Genomic DNA, 20,738 nt, shown 5'->3' with positions numbered 1-20,738 from the left:
GCTTTATTTTGTTTATTCATTCAATTTCAAAGGTTTTACTTTATGTGTTGAAGTTAAATCTACTTCTTCTATTTTAATAAAGCGATTTGATATTTTATTGGCTGATGTATGAATTTGCTTAACATCTGTAGCGGCTTGGTCGATATGTTTAGCTAAATTATCAAAACGCGTTCTAAAGCGACTAAAGTCATTAGCAAGTTCACCTAAATGCGCTTGAATGATATGTATTTGCTCTTTAGTCGCTTCATCTTTTAACACAGAACGGGCTGTTGTTAATATTGCCATTAATGTTGTTGGTGATGTTAACCAAATACGCTGTTGATTAGCTATTTCAACTAAATCACTGTGGTGGCCATGTATTTCTGCAAAAATGGCTTCAGCAGGAATAAACATAATGGCGCCATCAGAGGTTTCATTTTCAATAATATATTTTTCACTAATATCTTTAATATGCTTTTTAATATCGAGTTTAAATTGACGCTCAGCTGCTTTTCTATCAGCATCGCCTAAATGGATATTTGTCATTTTACGATAACTTTCTAAAGGAAACTTTGAGTCGATAATCACAGTACCCGTTGGCTTAGGCAGAAATAACGCGCAATCAGCTATTTTTCCATTAGACAATGTATGTTGTAAGCTAAAACTTTGCTCAGGCAAAACATTGCGTATTAAGCCATTCAGTTGTACTTCACCAAAAGCCCCTCGAGAGCGTTTGTCTGATAATACCTCTTGTAAACTCACAACGTTTGTTGATAACTCAGTTATTTTCTTTTGCGCATCATCTATTAACGCTAGACGCTTAACAATATCGTTAAAGGTTTTAGTGGTTTTTTCAAAACCATCAGCTAAGCGTTTTTCTACTTGTTCACTAATTTCTTTCAAGCGATTGTCAGTTGAAAGTGTTAGTTCATTAATTTTTTTTGTCATTTGCTCGCTAGAAGCAAGCATTGATTTACTTTGTTCTTCTCTATTTACTTGATGATTATCGTTTAGGTGTTTCATTAATTGCTCAAGCGCTTTATTTTGGTTATCAGTAAATAGCTGCTGATGCTGGTGTAATACAGTTAATAGCTTTTCATTTAAGGTAGAAACTCCCTGCCCTTGTTTCTCAGATAAGTCTGCCTGTTGTCGTAATAGTTTTAATTTAAGTTCAGCTAACTGCTGCTCAAAGTAGTTTTTAAGCTCAAACTGATGGTTAGTAATCACTTGATGATTTGAAGATAGTGTCGAAATTAATTGTTGCTGAAAGCCAGCCTCTGATTGACTAGCTCGTATTGTTAATTCTTGTTGCTGATTTAAAAGCTGTAAAAGCTGCTGATTGTGACTTTTATATTTAAGTAATAAAAATAAAATAATTAACACTATTAATGCAATAACCGACAAACCGATAGTAAGAATCCAAAAAAGCTGTTCATTTATAGTAGAGTTTGTTAACGAAGATGTTGTCAGTGCTGTGAGTTTATCCATTACATTATCTAACCTAGTTTGTAATTAAAAATGACACTTTTCATCAAATGTATATTAAAAACATTGAACTGTGTATTTGTACAGCTATTAAATCATTTTTTCATCGTTAAGTAACTAACTTTATAATTTTATTACGCCTTTTATTTGTTCATTTTCGATAATCTCAATCATTAAAATACACCTACTTACAAAAACAAACCAAATGGTTATGTTTTTTAAATATGTTAAAAAAATGTCACATATATTTAACAGTGTTGGGCCATTATAGCGAGGATCATAAACTTATGGATGCAATAAAATGAAAAACAATTTACGTATACCTGTAGTAAATAAAAATAAAGAAAACCAACATAACACCAATAAATTCAACAAAATAACAAGTATTTTAATCGCTAGCTTTTTATCAGCTTCAGCCTATGCTGATGTCGTTTGGCAAGAAAATTTTAATGATCCAGCTGTTGAAGGAAAAGGTGCAGTAAATTCCACCTTAAACATGTCCAACATAACCAAATGGTCAATTGATGTAAGTTCAGCCAAATTAACGGCTTCAAGTGACTGGTTTAAAGTCACCAATCAAAAATTTGAGGGGCGCGATTTAGATGGTGTCGCCTATTGGCAAACAGAAACAATCAATATTAGCAATTATCAACAACTATCGTTAAGTCTTGTAGCATCAGAAGATGGTACGCATGAAGGATTAGATTTTTTCAATATTGAATACTCCATTAATGGTGGTGAGTTCGTCGCGGCACAAAATGCAGGTACAGCACAATTACCATTAACAGGGAATTTTACCTCACAACAAATTAATGTCGACATTCCAAGTGGTAATACATTAGCCATAAGAATTAGTATGCTTAATAACGCCGGTGATGAGTATATTAGTTTTGATGACTTAGTGTTAAGTGGCTCCTTAAGTGGTGAAGAACCAGATGAAGGTGAAGGTGAAATAGAAGAGCCTAATAATGAGCCAACAACAATCACCAATGCGTGTTATAACTGTCCAGATTTAACGAAAATTGCTGACGCGCAAACATTTGATGATACAAGCTATTATGCAAATATGTATGCAGCCTTAGATGCAAATTATAGCAAAAATCAACTTAAAGACAGCTTATCGAACATTATTTCTACTGGTCATCAACCCCTAACGTATTCAGAAGTTTGGACTGCATTAACACAAACTGATGAAGATCCATTTAATAGCGACAATGTATTACTAATATATAAAGGCACTTCAATCGCTAAATTCTCAAATGGAAGTGGCTCACAATCAACTAACCAAGACAATTGGAACAGAGAGCACGTATGGGCGAAAAGCCACGGTTTTCCAAGTTCAAGTACAACAGCTTATACAGATATACATCACCTTCGCCCATCAGATATTTCAGTTAACGCTTCACGCGGTAATTTAGATTTTGATTACAGCGATAACGTATTACCTGAAGCTCCAGCAAATAAATATGACAGTAACTCTTTCGAACCAAGAGATTCGGTCAAAGGTGATGTTGCGCGTATGATGTTTTATATGGATGTTAGGTACCAAGGCTTAGATGCACAAACACCAGATTTAACGTTAGTTAATTATTTAACCAATACTGGAGAGGCCAAGCTCGGTAAACTATGTGCCTTACTTACATGGCATGCAGCAGATCCCGTTGATAATATTGAAAAATCTAGAAACAATGCCATTTATGAATTTCAAGGTAATCGTAATCCATTTATTGATCACCCAGAATGGGTAAATAGCGTTTTCTCTGACAATTGCTCAGGAGAACCCACTGAACCAACGGACCCTACAGAACCCACTGATCCAACTGATCCAACGGACCCTACAGAACCAACAGATCCTATTGAACCTCCAACAAGCAATGGCGGTTTGTTTATTTCTGAGTATGTAGAGGGGAGTAGTTACAATAAAGCTATTGAGATTTTTAATCCTACTTCAGCGACAATTTCATTAACTAATTGGGAGTTAAAGCTCTACTCTAATGGAAGTAGTGAACCTAACTCTACTCTAGCCCTGTCAGGTGAAATTTTAGCTAACGATGTGCTTGTATTAGGTTCGAGTCAAATTACTGATAATAGTGCTTTAAAACCCTATATCGACGTATTTTCAAGTACAGTTAACTTCAATGGTGATGATTATGTTGAATTAACTTATGATGGCAATGTAGTTGATAGTTTTGGCACCAAAGGCGTCCGTCAATCTTGGGGATCAAATGTAACATTAACTCGTAAAGAGTCAGTTGTTCAAGGTGATACTGTTGTAAATGATACTTTCGATAGAACAATTGAATGGGATGAGCATGCAAGCGACACATTTACTTTTCTAGGTACTCATCAATTCGATGGTGAAGGTGGTGGTAATGAAACACCTCCTACCTCTACATTAGGCGCATGTTACGACGAAGCAACGTTAATTAGCGCGATACAAGGTCATTCACAAAGCTCACCATTCGTCGGTGAAACCAAGGTAGTTGAAGCCGTTGTGACCTTAACAGCAGAAAATTTATCTGGCTTTTTTATCCAAGAAGAAGCTAGTGATTCTGACAATGATAGTAGCACTTCAGAAGGTCTGTTTATTTCATTAAATAATAAAGATCAAATGCCGAGTGTAGGACAGTTAATTCGAGCTAAAGGCACGATTAAAGAAGAATATCAACGCACACAGCTTACACTAGATGAAGCACTATTAGACTGCGGTGCAACTAGCCCTATTATTGCCACAGAGTTTTCACTACCTTCTGAGCAACTAGACGCCTTTGAATCGCTAGAAGGAATGTTAGTAAGCAATTCTCAAGTGTTAAGTGTTGCCGATACCTATAACTTAGCGCGTTTTGGCCAGTTTACTGTGTCTAATGGACGTTTAATCATTCCTACCAATGTCTTTACGGCAAATAGTCCTCAAGCCATTGCTTTAGCAGAAAAAAATGCTAAAAATCGCTTACTAGTAGATGATATAAGTAGTGCTCAAAATCCTGATCCTGTGCTTTTCCCAAGCGATGGATTAGCTCATGAAAATACAGTTCGACTAGGCGACACTGTTCGTAATTTAATGGGGGTTATTGATTTTAGTTATAGTAATTACCAATTATTACCAAGCACACCACCTTTAATTGAGCAGAGCAATGATAGAAAGCTTCAACCACAATTAGCCAACGTTGCTGATATTAAAATAGCAAGCTTCAATGTACTTAACTATTTCAATGGTAATGGACAAGGTGGCGGTTTTCCTACTTCAAGAGGCGCAACAACTGCCTTAGAGTTTAGCCGCCAAAGTAGTAAAATAGTTGCCGCATTAACTGAAATTGACGCTGATATTATTGGTTTGATGGAAATTGAAAATGATGGTTTTAGTGAGTTTTCAGCTATCGCCAATTTAACACAAGAGCTTAATGAAGCAGTAGGTGCTAATACCTATCAATATGTGTCTATGGATACAAATAACATAGGTTCAGACGAAATTACCGTCGGCCTATTATACAAGCCAAGTAAAGTGAGTTTGGTTAATAATGCCGTAACATTAGACAGCGCGCCATTTGATTATGGAAACCGCCAACCACTTGTTCAATCATTTAACTCTATTGCTAACAACAAAGTATTTACCGTTGCGGTAAATCATTTTAAATCAAAAGGTAGTTGTGGCAGTGCTACAGGTAATAACATGGATTTAAATGACGGACAAAGCTGTTGGAATGAGTTACGTACACAAGCAGCGGCAAAGCTGATGACATGGCTTGAGTCAAACCCAACGAATGTAAGTGAACAAAACACATTAATAATTGGTGATTTAAACGCTTATGGCCAGGAAGATCCCATTCGTGAATTTACCAACAATAACTATCAAAATTTATTAGCTAATTACTTAGGTAACTCAGCTTATTCTTATTCTTTTGGTGGCGAAATTGGTTATTTAGATCATGCAATTGCTAATGCAGCAATGTCATCTTTAGTTGAAGACGTTACAGTTTGGCATATTAATGCAGATGAACCACGTGCATTTGACTACAACACTGAAAATAAATCTGACGCACAGTTAGAGAGTTTTTATCGTGCTGACCCGTTCAGAGCCTCTGATCATGACCCGATCATTGTGTCATTAAACTTAACCAATACAGCAAGCTTAACTGGTGATTTAGATAATGATAATGACATTGATATGAATGACATTAGACTTTTTAACCAACAGCTAAGAGAAGGCGTTGTTTTTGATAGTTCATACGACTTCAATAATGACACAGTAGTCAACACCGCTGATGTCCGCGCATTAATGGGACTTTGTACTAGAAGTCGCTGTGCGCTTAATTAATGTTAATCAGTAGGTAACGTTTAGATCATAAGTAGCCCTTAAAAATATCAACTATTAAGGGCTACTATTGTCGCCATAAATGCGGACCTAGATTAGAGAATTTTGTATCAGATTTAAAAATTATTGTCGGCATAAATACCGACCTACATTTAAAAATTTATAATAGGAATAACCATGAAAAATGTTTTACTCGCTTCACTTTTATGTTTAATTGCATTAACCGCCACTAATGCTCAAGCCACATTAATTACTGCTGAAAGTGCACAATCTAATTATCAAGTGGGCGATAGCATCGCTTTAATCATTGATATTAACGAGATTGAATACGATAACGTTGGCTTTCAAAAATTATTAGCGATATTTAATGTTGATATTAACTTTGATGAAAGTGTTTTAGCCTTCGACTCTATTACCTTTGGCAACAAGCTAGATGTTGATCCTGTTTTTGCAAGTTTTCAAGACATTAGCCAACCTGCACCAGGTACATTGAATGTTGGAGAAACCTCATTCGCTTTCTTTGATGATTTATTTTTTGCGCAAGACGGCTTAGCATCATTTAACTTAGTGACTATTAATTTTACAGCGCTTATGTCTGGCATGTCTGATATAACGTTAAGTAATATACAATTGACCGATGATTTGGGTAATAGCTTTTCACGAATTACTTCATCAAATACGCAATTAACAGTAGGTAACGTGGCAACGGTCCCTGAGCCTAGCACATTAAGTTTACTGTTATTAATGCTTTTAGGTGGCTTAATTGTTAATCACCGCAGAGTTCAAGACTCATAAAATATCGGTTTTATAACGGCTCAACAGGACATTTCCAAAATTAAAAAAGCCTGCGCTATGCAGGCTTTTTAATGAGTTAACGATAGTATTTTTCAATTGGCAAACGTTATTTACTGTCCATTACTTCAATTTTTTTCTGCCAAATTTGAGGCCCTGTCACATGAGCCGATTCTCCAGTAGAATCAACGGCTACCGTTACCGGCATGTCTTCAACAACAAATTCATAAATAGCTTCCATACCTAAATCTTCAAAAGCAACAACTCTTGCTTTTTTAATTGCTTTAGACACTAAATAAGCTGCGCCACCTACTGCCATTAAATAAACAGATTTATGTTTTTTAATGTTTTCACAGGTTGCCGCACCACGTTCAGATTTACCTATAGAACCTAATAAGCCTGTTTTAGCTAGCATAAGTTCGCTAAATTTATCCATACGGGTTGCTGTTGTTGGTCCCGCTGGGCCAACCGCTTCATCACCTATAGCATCAACAGGGCCAACGTAATAAATAAATTTATCGGTAAAATCTACCGGTAACTCTTCGCCATTATTTAACATTTCTTGAATACGTTTATGTGCCGCATCTCGACCCGTTAAAATAGTGCCGCTTAATAAGACCGTTTCTCCAGTTTTCCATTGCGCGATATCGGCTTTAGTTAAGCCATCAACATTCACACGACGAACATCTTCACCAACTTCCCAGGTAATTTCAGGCCAATCTTCTAATTTAGGCGGCGTAAGATCCGCCGGTCCTGAACCATCTAAATGAAAGTGTACATGGCGTGTTGCTGCACAGTTAGGGATCATAACTACTGGTTTAGACGCCGCATGCGTTGGCGCTGAATTAATTTTGACATCAACTACCGTTGTTAAACCACCAAGACCTTGTGCACCAATACCTAACTTATTAACACGATCATAAATTTCTAAACGTAACTCTTCTTCTGCATTTTGAGGGCCACGATCAAGTAATTCTTGAATATCTACGGGCTCCATTAAGCTTTCTTTAGCAAGTACTGCGGCTTTTTCAGCCGTTCCACCAACACCTATACCTAACATACCCGGTGGACACCAACCTGCTCCCATACTGGGTAAGGTTTTCACTACCCAATCAGCAATAGAATCGCTTGGATTTAACATTGCCATTTTAGTTTTATTTTCACTACCACCGCCTTTTGCGGCAATCATCACTTCAATTTCGTTACCTTCAACCATATCAATATGAACGACAGAAGGCGTATTATCTTTAGTGTTTTTTCTGGCCCCAGTAGGGTCTGCAACAATAGACGCTCTTAAAGGATTATCAGGATTAAGGTAAGCGCGGCGAGTACCTTCATCAACCATTTGTTGAACAGTCATGTCTGTTTTATCCCACTGAACTCCCATACCTACTTTTACAAAACAAGTAACAATTCCAGTATCTTGACATATAGGACGTTTGCCATGAGCCGACATACGCGAGTTAATTAAGATTTGTGCTATTGCATCTTTTGCCGCTTTACTTTGCTCTTTGTAATATGCTTTTTCTAATGCTTGAACAAAATCTAATGGATGATAATAAGAGATGTATTGCAGCGCATCTGCAATACTTTCAATTAAGTCTTGTTGTTTTATAATAGCCATAACTACCCTTGGGACGCGTTAGAATTGCTCTATTGAACAATCTATTGTTGAAAGTTATAAATTTGCCGATATGATACCCTGCTTGTAACGAGCCTGCCAGTACAAACCTAAGGTAACTATCTTGTTAGAATATAATAAACAAAAAATAAGTGCGATGCCTTTGCACTTTAGTCAAAGCTTACTTCCTAGTGAAGTGTTTTCTCTCTTAGAAAACCAGTCGTGGGCAATGTGGTTAGATTCGTGCGATAGTGATCATATCGACAGCCAGTTCGATATCATGGTGTGGCAGCCCGTTGCTACGGTTGTAGCCGAAATTTGCAATATTAGTAAGCAAACCACGACAACGATTAGCCATGTTAAGGAAAATTCAACAACACAAAGTAACGATGATCCCCTTACCTTACTTGAGCAAACACAACAAAATATCTTTGAAAAGTATCAAATAAATCAGGGGGACTTACCCTTTTATGGTGGCAGTTTAGGTTATTTTTCATATGACTTAGGCCGGTGTTTTGAAACGCTACCCAGCCAAGCAGTGCAAGACATTAATATGCCTGAAATGGCAGTGGGGATTTATAACCAAGCGATAATTTATCATCGCAAAGAAAAAACTTATTACCTTATTTGTCCTGAACAAGAAAGAAGCGTTATAACGAATCAAATAAATAATTTACTAAGAGACACGAAAACATCAGCTAACAAGCAAGCTTTCACACTCAACACTTCATGGCAAACTAATATCAGCAAACAAGACTACCATGATAAATTTGATAGGATTCAGCAATATCTATTATCTGGCGACTGTTATCAAATTAATTTAACACAGCGCTTTTCGGCTGCTTATCAAGGTAATGAGTTTTTGGCCTATTTAGCCTTACGAGAAAAAAATCAAGCACCTTTTTCGGCATTTATGCGTTTTGATAATAGAGCTATTTTAAGTGTATCACCTGAGCGCTTTTTAAAATTAAATGACAATAAAGTAGAAAGTAAGCCAATAAAAGGTACCCAAGTACGTAGTAGCGATCCACGCCAAGATAAAACAAATGCCGAGAAATTATTAAACTCAGAGAAAGATCGTGCTGAAAACTTAATGATCGTTGATTTACTGCGAAATGATATCAGCCGAGTTTGTCAAGCCGGAACAGTCAAAGTCCCGAAGCTATTTGAAATAGAAAGCTTCCCTGCCGTTCACCACTTAGTTAGTACAGTTGAGGGGACTTTATCTGAGCAATACGGTGCACACGACTTATTACGCGCAGCATTTCCTGGAGGCTCAATAACAGGAGCACCTAAAATACGAGCAATGGAAATTATTGATGAATTAGAACCACAACGAAGGTCAATTTATTGTGGTTCTATTGGTTATATCTCAGCCTGTGGAAATATGGATACTAGCATTACCATACGCACATTGGTGTGTATCGAAAAAAATATACATTGCTGGGCGGGTGGTGGCATTGTTGCTGATTCGCAAGTAGACTCTGAATATCAAGAGAGTTTAGATAAAGTAAATAAAATACTACCAATACTCGCCCAGTTATAAAATGAGAAAAGAAACGTTTTTAACGCAATTTTTATTCAATAACACCGCTTCGCTAATGCCGAGTCAAAAGCCCCCTTTTGTGCTTGGGAAAAACTTAACCCGAGCCGCTGTGTTAATTCCAATTATTGAACAAAACGATCAACTGGAGGTTATTCTTACATTACGAGCTAGTCATTTAAAACATCATGCCGGACAAATTAGTTTTCCCGGCGGTAAAGTTGAAGAATACGATATTAATGAAATAGCCACTGCGCTTAGAGAAACCCAAGAAGAAATAGGCGTCAGCGAGAACAACATCACAGTGGTAGGTACATTGCCAACTTATCACACAGCAACAGGTTATCATATAACTCCTGTTCTTGGCTTTATTGATCCCCCTTGTCAGTATTGTTTAAATACCAATGAAGTTGCAGAAATTTTTCATGTACCTTTAAACCATTTCCTCAATAGCAATAATCATATTGCGTTAAATCTTTATCATAACTTAACCACCCACTCCGTCTACTTCATGCCATACAAGCATTACAACATTTGGGGGGTAACCGCCTCAATCTTAAAAAAATTAGCAGAACAATTACAACCCTAAATTCGGTTATTTAACCAATTCAAACTATAATATGAAAATATTTTGTTTAACTGTTCGATAACTTTCAGTTACCATTACCGAAAATAATTTTTAACAGTCACCTAATAGCTGACAATAATTCAGGTTTACCCCATGATTAGTGTATTTGATATGTTTTCTATTGGTATTGGTCCATCCAGCTCTCATACTGTAGGACCAATGAAAGCGGCAAAGTTATTTGCCGAACATTTGGTTGAAAATAATCTATTATCGAAGACAGATAGAGTAAAGTGTGAGCTTTTTGGTTCTTTAGGGCAAACAGGTATCGGCCATGGTACAGGTAAAGCCGTCATTTTAGGATTGTCAGGTGAAACACCCGAAGATATCGCGGTTGATTCAATCGACCAAATACTGGCTCAAGTGGTCAGTAGTGAAAAAATAAACTTGATGCATCAAAAAGAAATCGGTTTTCCAAAAGAGAATGCTATTGTTTATCATCGCCGAAAAACATTACCTGCCCATGCTAATGCAATGACATTATTTGCTTATCAAGGCAAAGAGTTACTATTTGAAGAAACCTATTACAGCATTGGTGGTGGCTTTATTGTTCAAGATTGTGACTTTGAAAAAGAAAAAGACAAGGCTTTATCACTACATTCAAATATAGATAGACCTCACAAGTTTTCAACTGCAGATGAATTACTCAGTATTACCAAAGAAAAGGGACTTCGCATTAGCACTATTATGATGGATAACGAAAAGTGCCTAAATGATGAAGCTACAGTCAGAAAACAACTTGTAGCGATCTGGGAAGCTATGTATCAAAGTGTGAGTCGAGGCATGAAAACCGAAGGTATCTTACCCGGCGGCTTAAAAGTTAATCGTCGTGCCCCTGCATTATTTCATTCGTTATCTATAGAAAATAATAATGATCCTTTATCAGCGATGGATTGGGTTAATTTGTTTGCTTTAGCGGTAAATGAAGAAAATGCTGCTGGTAGTCGTGTGGTTACCGCACCTACTAATGGTGCTGCGGGAATTATTCCTGCCGTTTTGTGTTATTACGACAAATTTATAAAGAAAGTAGATGACGATACTTGTATTCGTTATTTATTAACCGCTGCTGCAATTGGTATTTTATATAAAACCAATGCAACAATATCTGGCGCTGAAGGTGGCTGCCAAGCAGAAGTCGGTGTCGCTTGTTCTATGGCAGCGGGGGCACTTACTGAAATTATGGGGGGTAGCCCAAAACAAGTAGAAAATGCGGCAGAAATAGGCATGGAGCATAACTTAGGCTTAACATGCGATCCGGTAGGAGGACTTGTACAAGTCCCATGTATTGAACGTAATGCCATGGGTTCAGTTAAAGCAATTAATGCTTCTCGGCTTGCCTTACGTGGAACGGGTACGCAAAAAGTATCTTTAGACAAAGTGATCAAAACGATGTGGGAAACAGGTAACGATATGAAAACCAAATATAAAGAAACATCGCGTGGCGGCTTAGCGGTAAATATTATTGAATGTTAATTTGTAATAACCACAAAAAACGCCAGCACTTGCTGGCGTTTTTATTTAACTCATTATTAACTATTACTAATATATTAACGAACAGGTAAATCTATATTTGCGAACATTTCTTCAATTTCAGTATTGTTTTTTAATAATACTGCGCGAGTCACTAAATCACGATTTAAATGCGGTGCAAAGCGTTCAATAAAGTCAAACATGTAACCGCGTAAAAAGGTACCACGCCTAAAACCTATTTTTGTAGTGCTGGCTTTAAATAAGTGACTGGCATCTAATGTGACTAAGTCTTTATCTAATTCTTTATCCATAGCCATTGTGGCAATCACACCAATGCCGACACCTAATCGCACATAGGTTTTAATTACGTCAGCATCAGTTGCTGTAAATGCTATTTTTGGTGTAACACCTGCATTAGAGAATGCATTATCTAATTCTGAACGCCCAGTAAAACCAAAGACATAAGTAACCAAAGAATATTTTGCGATATCCTCAATGGTTAAATTTTTACTGACAGCTAAAGGGTGATCTTTTCTTACAATAATACTGCGATTCCAGTGATAACACGGCAGCATTATTAAATCGTTATACAAATGAAATGACTCAGTAGCAATAGCAAAGTCAGCTTCACCTTTAGAGGCAGCATCACTTATTTGTGATGGTGTTCCCTGAGACATATGCAAAGTAACTTTAGGATACTTTTTCATAAAGCCTTGAATTATTTCAGGCAATGCATAACGCGCTTGAGTATGAGTCGTTGCAATGCGCAATTTACCTTCATCAGGTTGTGTATGCTCCCGAGCAACCGCTTTAATAGCTTCAACTTTTGATAAAATTTCAGTTGCGATATTTATAACTTCTTGGCCAGGGGAAGTTACATGTGTTAAATGTTTACCACTACGACCAAAAATTTGAATGCCTAATTCATCTTCAAGCATTCTAACTTGCTTGCTTATCCCTGGCTGTGAGGTAAATAACGCTTCAGCAGTTGCAGAAACATTAAGGTTATTGTTTTGTACTTCGACGATATAACGGAGTTGTTGCAGTTTCATAGCAGTAAACAAAAATGGCTTATATCAAAAATATATACTTAATCGAACATATATTCCATAATAATTTTACTTTTTTTGTAAAAAAATTTCATTTAAGTTTAATAAACAAGCCTATTTGCGGTTTATTACATCAATTATGGTAAAAAAAGTAACATTTGTTATTTGTCACTTATAAATATGTAATTAAATTACAACAGGTACTAAGTTTACTGAATAAGCTATAGTTAATAAATTAAAATATAGTTAACACTTTGCTTAGTCCTACATTTTTTGTAGACTGGTAATGCAGTTTAAAATTCTTAATTGGAATATATACATGGGTATAATTATAAGCTTAGTTGTTGCGTTGATTGTTATCGTAGTTGGTGTAAACGCTATTCAACAACACAAAGCAAAAATAGAACAAGAAAAAAGAGCTAAAGCGGCCAAGCAAAAAGCAATTATCGATGAAACTGAAGAGCTACTCGTTAATATGGCTCATATACCACCTAATCCCAAACTGACAGAAATTTTGCATCAGCGTAGTCTTAATGCCGCCAAGGCAATGTTGGCGATTATTCCTGAAACAAAAGCCTTCAAAACCCGTGTTCAAGAAATGCAGGCCCGCTTAAGCGCAACCAAAGACCTTAACGCTAATACCCAAACTGCCGAAACCTTTATCCTACCCGACAATGAACAACAACTAGTCTTCATTTTGCAAACAATAAAAAAATTACGTGCTATTCTTCGTTCAGAACAAAGTAAAGGTGCGCTCGATGCCCAAAACTTCATGGCTGAAGACCTTAAACTTGATGCAATGCAACTTAAGATTAATATCGAAAGTTTACATAAGCGTGGAAAACAAGCATTCCAAAAAGAAATGCTTGGCTCTGCTCGACAATACTTTGAAAAGGCATTACAGACGTTAAAAGATCACCCTAAGCAAAGTGAATATACAACGGCTAAAACCGCAGAATTAGAAGAGCAGTTACTTGATATTACCGAAGCATTAAAAAGTACAAATGCAGCAGACGCGGCCAAAAAAGCCAAAGCAGAAGAAGACGACTTGGATTTACTTTTTCAACCAAAAAAGAAATGGTAAGCCTTTACATAATTCAACTAAGCCAGCATTTGCTGGCTTTATTTTTTGATTATCTCAACTTATTTTATTATGGCCAAAGTAGAGCAAATTATCCTACCGTCATTCTTAAGGCGCGTACTTAAAGCTTACGCGCTAAAAGCGCAAATTAGATCGCAAGGCTGTGAATTAAACCGTATTGGTCGTTCTCGTAATTGGCGACTTAAAGCGACCCCTGAGCAAATTAGTAGCGTTATTCATTTAATAGAAGAAGCAAATGAGGACAGCTGGTTGTGGTTGGCAAAACATTTAACATCATACCGTCAAGCCCTTACCCATCAAACATTATTTGAAATGGCCAAAAAGCGTAACCTTACCACAGTAAACGAACTAATGGCCTTAACAGACTGTACTGTAGCCCAAGCAAGAAAAGTACTAGATGAAATAGAATGGGGAAGTTAGTCTATTGCCTCTATAGGTTCTATAGCCATGACTAAGCTATAACTAAAAATATAAACTAGCACTTAATTAAAGCCTATTTCGAAAAATTTAATAGCGTACCTAGTTCTCCCCTGTTAATGTTTTTAGCATAAATAGCTTTTGGCGCTTTGCCTAAAGTTGAATAAATAATAACTTTCAAATCAGTGATCAGCACACCATATTCACCAGATTTAACATAAACACCACCAGAATAATGACCCGATGTGGCGTACCACCCATCTTTATTATCATCTAACCATTGAGAGAGTGTTACATAAGCTTCATCTTTTTCATTAATGTAAATTCTTTGCTTGGCATCTTGGCTTAGCACTAAATATACTTCAGGCTCCAACTTAATATCTATCGACTTACTACAAGCAAATAAACCTGTCATTAACAATAACGTTATTACTATTTTCATCGCATTTACTCAGCATTAATTGGTAAAACAAATACAACTTATATATTCAAAATATCGAAATACTCTACCTTCAACCTATAAGTTAAACAATAAAGTGATATTCCTTTTTAGCTGTTTTATGATCTACATCATTAAGCCAAAATATAAACGTTTGTTAACAGAATAAATGGTATTTCAATGAAAGCTGTTGATTATGAATCTTCCGGTGAATTTTTTTCATATTGTACAATACTGTCAGGTATAACCTCCCAACTTGCTTTTGAACCTACAAATATATGTCGACCAATTTCAATGTTGGGATCTTCATTTAAACAGCCTAACGTTATGCCATGAACCTGATCTTTATAAGTACCACAAAGCGTAGAACCGCAGCGCTTACAAAATTGAAAACCAAAGTCTTTTTGACTTTTAAATGTAGTTAACAACTCAACTCCCTTAACCCAACGAAATTCAGATGCATCAATTACCGCATACGCCGATGCTTGTGAACTAAATACTTTTCGACAACGAGAACAATGACACGACCTAGCATCTCGTAATGAGCCATTTATCTCATATTTAACTTCACCACAAAAACACTCTCCGGTTAATTTCATATACGCCTCCATAATTTAATACGTTGTTTTACATTAATTCCCTTTCTACAAGAAATTGGCCTTGTTAATTACTGAACAGATACTTTTTTATTGCAAAACGGCCTAAAAGCATCTACTAACAGCTCATTCAATGCTTTCACTGTTCTTCTACACATCAAATAAGACATAATAAGTCCTATAACGAACCAAACCCACAAATAATTGATAACGCCAGTATCTAAAAGCTTAGACCAAACTAGTAGATGGCTAAAAATAGCTGTAATCTCTCATAATTACAACGTCATGGGCAGGTAGCAGTCAATATGCTTTTATCTTCTTCTATTAGCCCAAAAACATAGTGCTCCAGCTCTTCAATTTCATTTGACGATTCACGACTTTTTATCGGCTGAACAAAATCCATAATCTCTACTCTTGTTTTTATAGAATTACATAAAAGTGAGCGTGCTTTATCAGGCTTTTGTTGATCAATATACGAGATTGCACCTTGCATTATTTTAGCCCCTGCCCAAAGTTCAGTGACAGAACGTGAAGCGCCAACTTTAACTCCACCATACAAACCGATAGCAAGGCCTAATATGAAAATGAAAAGAATAAATATTGAGAAAATTATTTTAGATTTCATGCACAATCTCCTGTTGCATTTTATACACTAGGTAAGAGAAATATTCTTCAGCTGGAAATGAAACTCCATTTTCAAGAATCATTATCTTAAACAAGCAAGCTAAATAATTTACTATAAAATAGCAAAGTCACCACTTAAATGCCTGTCTATTTGAAAGTCACTAAGCGCAAAACATTATTAGCGAGGCTTTGGTTGTATGATGGATTTTGCGATATCACCTACCAAATTTCGACTGTGAAAACTAAGTAGGTCGTTGAAATTAAATCCTGTTATTTCAATCGTATTATCTGGTTTCCATAACACTTTATACTCTATGCTTTCTGGGTGCCCATCTAATCTCACTAATATATTTTGATTTCCTTTATCAGCTAATTCTCTTACGACTATTTGTGTCTCCCAATGAGTTGTAGCGCCACAATTGCGAATTAAAACCACAGCTTCTTTTTCATTATCAGGTGATGTGAACGATTGATGCTCAATTATATCGCAACCAGATCACATGGAAAAAGGTAAAAAAAACAAAGGAACCCCTAAAATTAATACGCCCCAAAAAATAGCAGCACCGAAATTCCATAGTAATTTAATAATTCTTTCCATAAATAATCCATCGTTAAAAATCTAACACCATAGTAAACAACAAAATAACAGCTTGCTAGGTTGTACAATAAAGCGCCAACAAGCCTAAAATATTATCTAACCTCGGCGTTATTGTTTTATTGTTATTCTTTATTTATAGGCTTTGAAATTTCTTGACCACCAAAGATGAAACTTAACATAAACATTTGTTCATCAATTAACCATAAATTAGACAGCCCTATGGTAATTAATATGACCATCAATACTACAGCTGGGTTGAAGAATGTAAAAAATTTATCTTTTCTTTGACTAGGAAAAACGCATAAATACAAGAAAACCGATATCACTCCAAACAAAGCAGACATTAAATACGGTATTATATCAATTAGAGTTAATTCTATTTCCGCTTATAAGATTCGCATGAAAAATAAGGTGGCGCCATAACAACAGACATCACTAATATACGGGTAATATTTCGAGTAGTAATAAGCAGCCTAGTTTCCTTATCGAGATCAAGTTAAAGGAGAACAATTCTCGCATTCAGCACAGAAAGCGAGAATCATAACTTAAGCTTTTTTCAAATAGGCTGACACTAATACAATACGAGTACCATTCACTTTACCTTCTATATGTTCAGGATTATCGGTTAACGAAATACCTCGCACCATAGTGCCTTGTTTCGCAGTAAAATTAGCACCTTTTACTTTCAAATCTTTAATTAAGGTAACGTTATCGCCGTCATGCAATTCTGCACCATTGCTGTCGCGTGTAGGTCCATTGGTTTGCTCTGCTGCTATCCCCTGCTCAGCCCATGTTTTTACTTCATCTTCTAGGTAGATCATATCAAGTGCGTCTTGCGCCCATGACTCAGTTGATAATTTATGTAGCATTCTATACGACATAACTTGCACAGCAGGCTCTTGGTTCCACATGCTATCATTCAGACAACGCCAATGGTTATTGTCTAGTGGTGTCTCACCTAATATTTGAGATAAACAAGTATCACATACATAAACACACTGCTGAGCACTACCGTCACTTGTTGGTGGTACTTGATACACAGATAAAGAGGATGAAGATGAGCATAACTCACATTGATTATTACTGCGTGTTTTTAACGCTTGTTCAGTTGCCATAGAATATATTCCCTCAATAAATTTGCGCGCTATTATGCGCTTTTTTTAGGAATTTAACCATTATTTTTATAAGGGAATTAAGCAAATAAGTAAGAAAAAAGGACAAGCTTGCTTGTCCTTTTATAATGTTTATTGATAGATTAGGTGTGACTATTCGCTTTTATTTTCCACCGATAATCCCTCTTCCCCTGCAAATTTATCAACCCATAATGCAATAGCGCCGTCTCCCGTCACATTACAAGCGGTGCCAAAGCTGTCTTGTGCTAAATAAAGTGCAATCATTAAGGCAACAGCGGCATCAGTAAACCCAAGCATACTAACTAATAAACCTAAGGCTGACATTACCGCACCACCGGGCGCACCGGGCGCAGCAATCATGGTGATACCTAGCATTAAAATGAAACCAAACATAGCAGTAAAGCCTGGCATAGCTATTTCTGGTGACAGTAACATAACGGCCGTAGCACAAGTTACTATGGTAATAGTAGAACCACTTAAATGTATAGACGCACATAAAGGAACGGTAAAGTTGGCGACTCCATCACTAACTTTGTTTGCTTTGGTCGCTTTTAAAGAAACAGGAATAGTAGCCGCACTTGACATAGTCCCCAAGGCGGTGAAATAAGCAGGCATCATGTTCTTCAATAATTGTATTGGTGAACGACCTAATGCACTACCTGTTATAACATAAAGAACAGTGATCCATACCCAGTGCATGACAAGTGCTAATATTAATACTACGCCGAAGGTTTTTAAGGTTGAGAATACAGTTCCATCTACCGTCATTTCAGCAAACACACCTGCAATATAAAAAGGTAGTGCTGGAATAATGACTTTACTTAATAAGAGTTCTATTACGTCTTTAGCTTCATTAAGTGTTGTACGTAAATAAGTTGCATTGGTTGCACTAATACCAATACCTAATATAAAGGCAATAGCCAGCGCAGACATTACGTCAAATAACGGCGGAATGCTAATATCAATAAAGCCTTTTAGTTTCTCACCTTCAGCCATTTCAACTAAATTACCCGCTGTTAAACCAGGTAAAACATTACTAGCAATAATAAAAGCTAAAGTTCCTGCAACAATGGTAGAACCGTAGGCTAAGCCTACTGTTTTACCAAGCAGTGCACCCGAGCCTTGAGGCAATGATGCAATACCACTTGCAATATAAAAAAGAATGATTAATGGGATGGTAAATTTAATTAATTGACCAATTAATGTTTGAACCGTAAAGGTAAATTGCACTAATAAGTCTGGTGCATATAAACCAATTAATATACCCGCTAAAATGCCAGCAATTAATTTTAATACTAAATTCATAATTTCTCCGTTTGTTATAATAGTTTTGGATGCTACTGGTTCTAAGATAATGAATAAGTGACTTAAGGTATTGAACTTGAACAGCGACTTAGCTTATATGTCATTATTATCAATTTGACGTCAAGTTTAACCCGAGTTATTACTCGCAAGCCAGCGAACATTAACTTTTCTTATGCGATCTAGTTTACCCGTTTCTTTCAGTTGCTTATTTTTAATGCTAAAAGGCTGACAAACAAAATAGCCTAAAGCACTGATTAAGTTTTCCCCATGGAACAACAACGGAATTCGCTTGCGTTGCCAAGGTTCTATTTCCAACTCTTGTAATATTTTTTTCAGCGCTCTGGAATGATTTCTATAATCAGGTAAACACGTTGGGTTCACATGAGTAAAAGTAAGCCTTAATTCTGAAATTTTTTCTGGTAACCATAAACAGGTTAAACCATCAGAAATACTTCCAATGTCTTCATTAGTTATATTTGTTGCTAATAAATCACAAATTTCAGATGCAAAAACTAACTGCCCAAGATTATCTGGTAATACTATTGTCACTGGCTTTTCGTTCAAAGTAGTTAATTTAATAATTTGTTGCCAGTTTGAAATATCAGCAAAATTATCAGTAAGAACAAGTTTATTTTTAAAACGTCTAAACCATTTATGACCTATTTTTACCTGAGGTGTTTTATCGCCGTCTGCAGACAATTGCTGTTTAATTTGCCTTAGTACATGACTACTTGGCATTAACTCACCATTTTGAGCAAGATAATAGCGCAGCACATAATTAAATCGACTGTTAGACAGACTCAAAAGAGCATCAATATTTAAAGTGTTGTCATCAACTAGACATTGTTGTAAATCGACGCTTGCGACTTCGTCAATCAATGCTTGGGCATCTTGGCAATGCGAAGCAGTACGTGCAATAGCTTTACTGATTCCTGACCAGCGTGACTCTAATAAAGGAACAATGGTTTGTCTTAAAAAATTACGATCAAATAGTTGATCAAGGTTAGATTCATCTTCTATCCATTCAAGTTTCAGGGTTTTAGCTCTTGACTCAATTGCTTGGCGACTAACATTAAGTAAAGGCCTCACAACCTGCAATGCGCCTTTTTCTGTTATTAATAAGCTATGTGCTGTCATTGCACTTAAGCCTTTTATACCCGACCCACGTTTTAACGCCAGTAGAAACGTTTCCACTTGATCGTCTTGGTGGTGAGCTGTAAATACCACACCATTTTCGCCTGCCACTTCTTTTAAAGCACTATAACGGGCTTCTCTTGCTTGTGCTTCAAGGCTTTGGTTTGAACTTTTATCGAGTTTTACTTTTTTACCAACAAAAGCTAACTCAAGTTTTATACATTGATTTTTAACGAAATTATGCCACTGCACTGCATTATGACTTAACCCATGATCAACATAACACACCATCACTCTATTATTCAGAGCGACACCCTCATTCTTATTTATGTTTTTATGAAAATTAACCAGGTTAGCGATCTCATGTAATAAAACAATAGAATCAACACCGCCGCTGCAAGCAATAACTAATGGTTGGTTAGGGTAACATCGAAGGTGGGCCTGCAATGTTTGCTGAAATGATGAGCTATGCATAGTGGTTTTAGCATTAAGTGACTTGCAGAACATAAATGCA

General features: G+C 36.4%; 17 protein-coding genes. 7 read left to right on the top strand and 10 right to left on the bottom strand.

Annotated features, from left to right (window positions below):
* Positions 1-12: 12 nt before the first annotated feature.
* Positions 13-1,467 (bottom strand): DNA recombination protein RmuC, encoded by a 1,455-nt coding sequence (locus IE155_RS06735; RefSeq protein ID WP_189377467.1) that lies wholly within the window; start codon positions 1,465-1,467, stop codon positions 13-15.
* Positions 1,468-1,765: 298 nt separating this feature from the next.
* Here IE155_RS06735 and IE155_RS06730 point away from each other — a divergent pair, with 298 nt between their 5' ends.
* Together IE155_RS06730 and IE155_RS06725 are read left to right on the top strand one after the other, a co-directional pair.
* Entirely contained in the window at positions 1,766-5,779 is a 4,014-nt protein-coding gene (locus IE155_RS06730) for an ExeM/NucH family extracellular endonuclease (protein WP_189377466.1), read from the top strand.
* Between the two features lie 174 nt (positions 5,780-5,953).
* Complete coding sequence (locus tag IE155_RS06725) at positions 5,954-6,571, top strand: cohesin domain-containing protein (protein ID WP_189377465.1); 618 nt, start codon at positions 5,954-5,956, stop codon at positions 6,569-6,571.
* A 106-nt stretch (positions 6,572-6,677) separates the two neighbouring features.
* Here the strand turns inward: IE155_RS06725 and IE155_RS06720 are convergent, their stop codons facing one another.
* A complete protein-coding gene (locus IE155_RS06720; RefSeq protein WP_189377464.1) occupies positions 6,678-8,192 on the bottom strand; it encodes a fumarate hydratase in 1,515 nt (504 codons plus the stop codon).
* A gap of 154 nt (positions 8,193-8,346) precedes the next feature.
* On the opposite strand from IE155_RS06720, the gene pabB reads away from it, so the two are divergent.
* The 3 genes from pabB to IE155_RS06705 all read left to right on the top strand — a co-directional run bounded on the left by pabB (position 8,347) and on the right by IE155_RS06705 (position 11,830).
* Entirely contained in the window at positions 8,347-9,735 is a 1,389-nt protein-coding gene (gene pabB / locus IE155_RS06715; RefSeq protein ID WP_189377546.1) for an aminodeoxychorismate synthase component I, read from the top strand.
* Position 9,736: 1 nt separating this feature from the next.
* Positions 9,737-10,321, top strand: a complete 585-nt coding sequence (locus tag IE155_RS06710; RefSeq protein ID WP_189377463.1) for a CoA pyrophosphatase — start codon at positions 9,737-9,739, stop codon at positions 10,319-10,321.
* 132 nt (positions 10,322-10,453) lie between these two features.
* Positions 10,454-11,830 (top strand): L-serine ammonia-lyase, encoded by a 1,377-nt coding sequence (locus IE155_RS06705; protein WP_189377462.1) that lies wholly within the window; start codon positions 10,454-10,456, stop codon positions 11,828-11,830.
* 74 nt (positions 11,831-11,904) lie between these two features.
* Here the strand turns inward: IE155_RS06705 and cysB are convergent, their stop codons facing one another.
* Complete coding sequence (gene cysB, locus IE155_RS06700; protein WP_189377461.1) at positions 11,905-12,879, bottom strand: HTH-type transcriptional regulator CysB; 975 nt, start codon at positions 12,877-12,879, stop codon at positions 11,905-11,907.
* 316 nt (positions 12,880-13,195) lie between these two features.
* Here cysB and IE155_RS06695 point away from each other — a divergent pair, with 316 nt between their 5' ends.
* Both IE155_RS06695 and IE155_RS06690 read left to right on the top strand, forming a co-directional pair.
* A complete protein-coding gene (locus tag IE155_RS06695) occupies positions 13,196-13,960 on the top strand; it encodes a hypothetical protein (protein ID WP_189377460.1) in 765 nt (254 codons plus the stop codon).
* Positions 13,961-14,005: 45 nt separating this feature from the next.
* Positions 14,006-14,398: a ribosome recycling factor family protein gene (locus IE155_RS06690; protein WP_229817104.1), complete on the top strand. Its 393-nt coding sequence runs from the start codon at positions 14,006-14,008 to the stop codon at positions 14,396-14,398.
* A gap of 73 nt (positions 14,399-14,471) precedes the next feature.
* Here the strand turns inward: IE155_RS06690 and IE155_RS06685 are convergent, their stop codons facing one another.
* The 7 genes from IE155_RS06685 to tilS form a co-directional block, all read right to left on the bottom strand.
* Positions 14,472-14,837 (bottom strand): hypothetical protein, encoded by a 366-nt coding sequence (locus IE155_RS06685; protein ID WP_189377459.1) that lies wholly within the window; start codon positions 14,835-14,837, stop codon positions 14,472-14,474.
* Between the two features lie 191 nt (positions 14,838-15,028).
* Positions 15,029-15,433 carry a GFA family protein gene (locus IE155_RS06680; RefSeq protein ID WP_189377458.1) on the bottom strand — a complete coding sequence of 135 codons (405 nt, stop codon included), beginning with the start codon at positions 15,431-15,433 and terminating at the stop codon, positions 15,029-15,031.
* Positions 15,434-15,713: 280 nt separating this feature from the next.
* Positions 15,714-16,055, bottom strand: coding sequence for a hypothetical protein (locus IE155_RS06675; protein WP_189377457.1), 342 nt, complete (start codon positions 16,053-16,055; stop codon positions 15,714-15,716).
* 177 nt (positions 16,056-16,232) lie between these two features.
* The gene (locus IE155_RS06670) at positions 16,233-16,490 is read right to left on the bottom strand and encodes a hypothetical protein (RefSeq protein WP_189377456.1); all 258 of its coding nucleotides are present in this window, start codon (positions 16,488-16,490) and stop codon (positions 16,233-16,235) included.
* 707 nt (positions 16,491-17,197) lie between these two features.
* Positions 17,198-17,767 (bottom strand): PhnA domain-containing protein, encoded by a 570-nt coding sequence (locus IE155_RS06665; RefSeq protein WP_189377455.1) that lies wholly within the window; start codon positions 17,765-17,767, stop codon positions 17,198-17,200.
* Positions 17,768-17,917: 150 nt separating this feature from the next.
* The gene (locus IE155_RS06660; protein WP_189377454.1) at positions 17,918-19,090 is read right to left on the bottom strand and encodes a dicarboxylate/amino acid:cation symporter; all 1,173 of its coding nucleotides are present in this window, start codon (positions 19,088-19,090) and stop codon (positions 17,918-17,920) included.
* 126 nt (positions 19,091-19,216) lie between these two features.
* Entirely contained in the window at positions 19,217-20,731 is a 1,515-nt protein-coding gene (gene tilS / locus IE155_RS06655) for a tRNA lysidine(34) synthetase TilS (protein ID WP_189377453.1), read from the bottom strand.
* Between the last annotated feature and the right edge of the window lie 7 nt (positions 20,732-20,738).

Source organism: Thalassotalea profundi, from assembly GCF_014653195.1.
In the GTDB taxonomy this organism is placed as follows: Bacteria; Pseudomonadota; Gammaproteobacteria; order Enterobacterales; family Alteromonadaceae; genus Thalassotalea_B; species Thalassotalea_B profundi.
The sequence above is the reverse complement of the archived record's forward strand: the minus strand, read 5'-3'. Positions and strand labels throughout refer to the sequence as shown.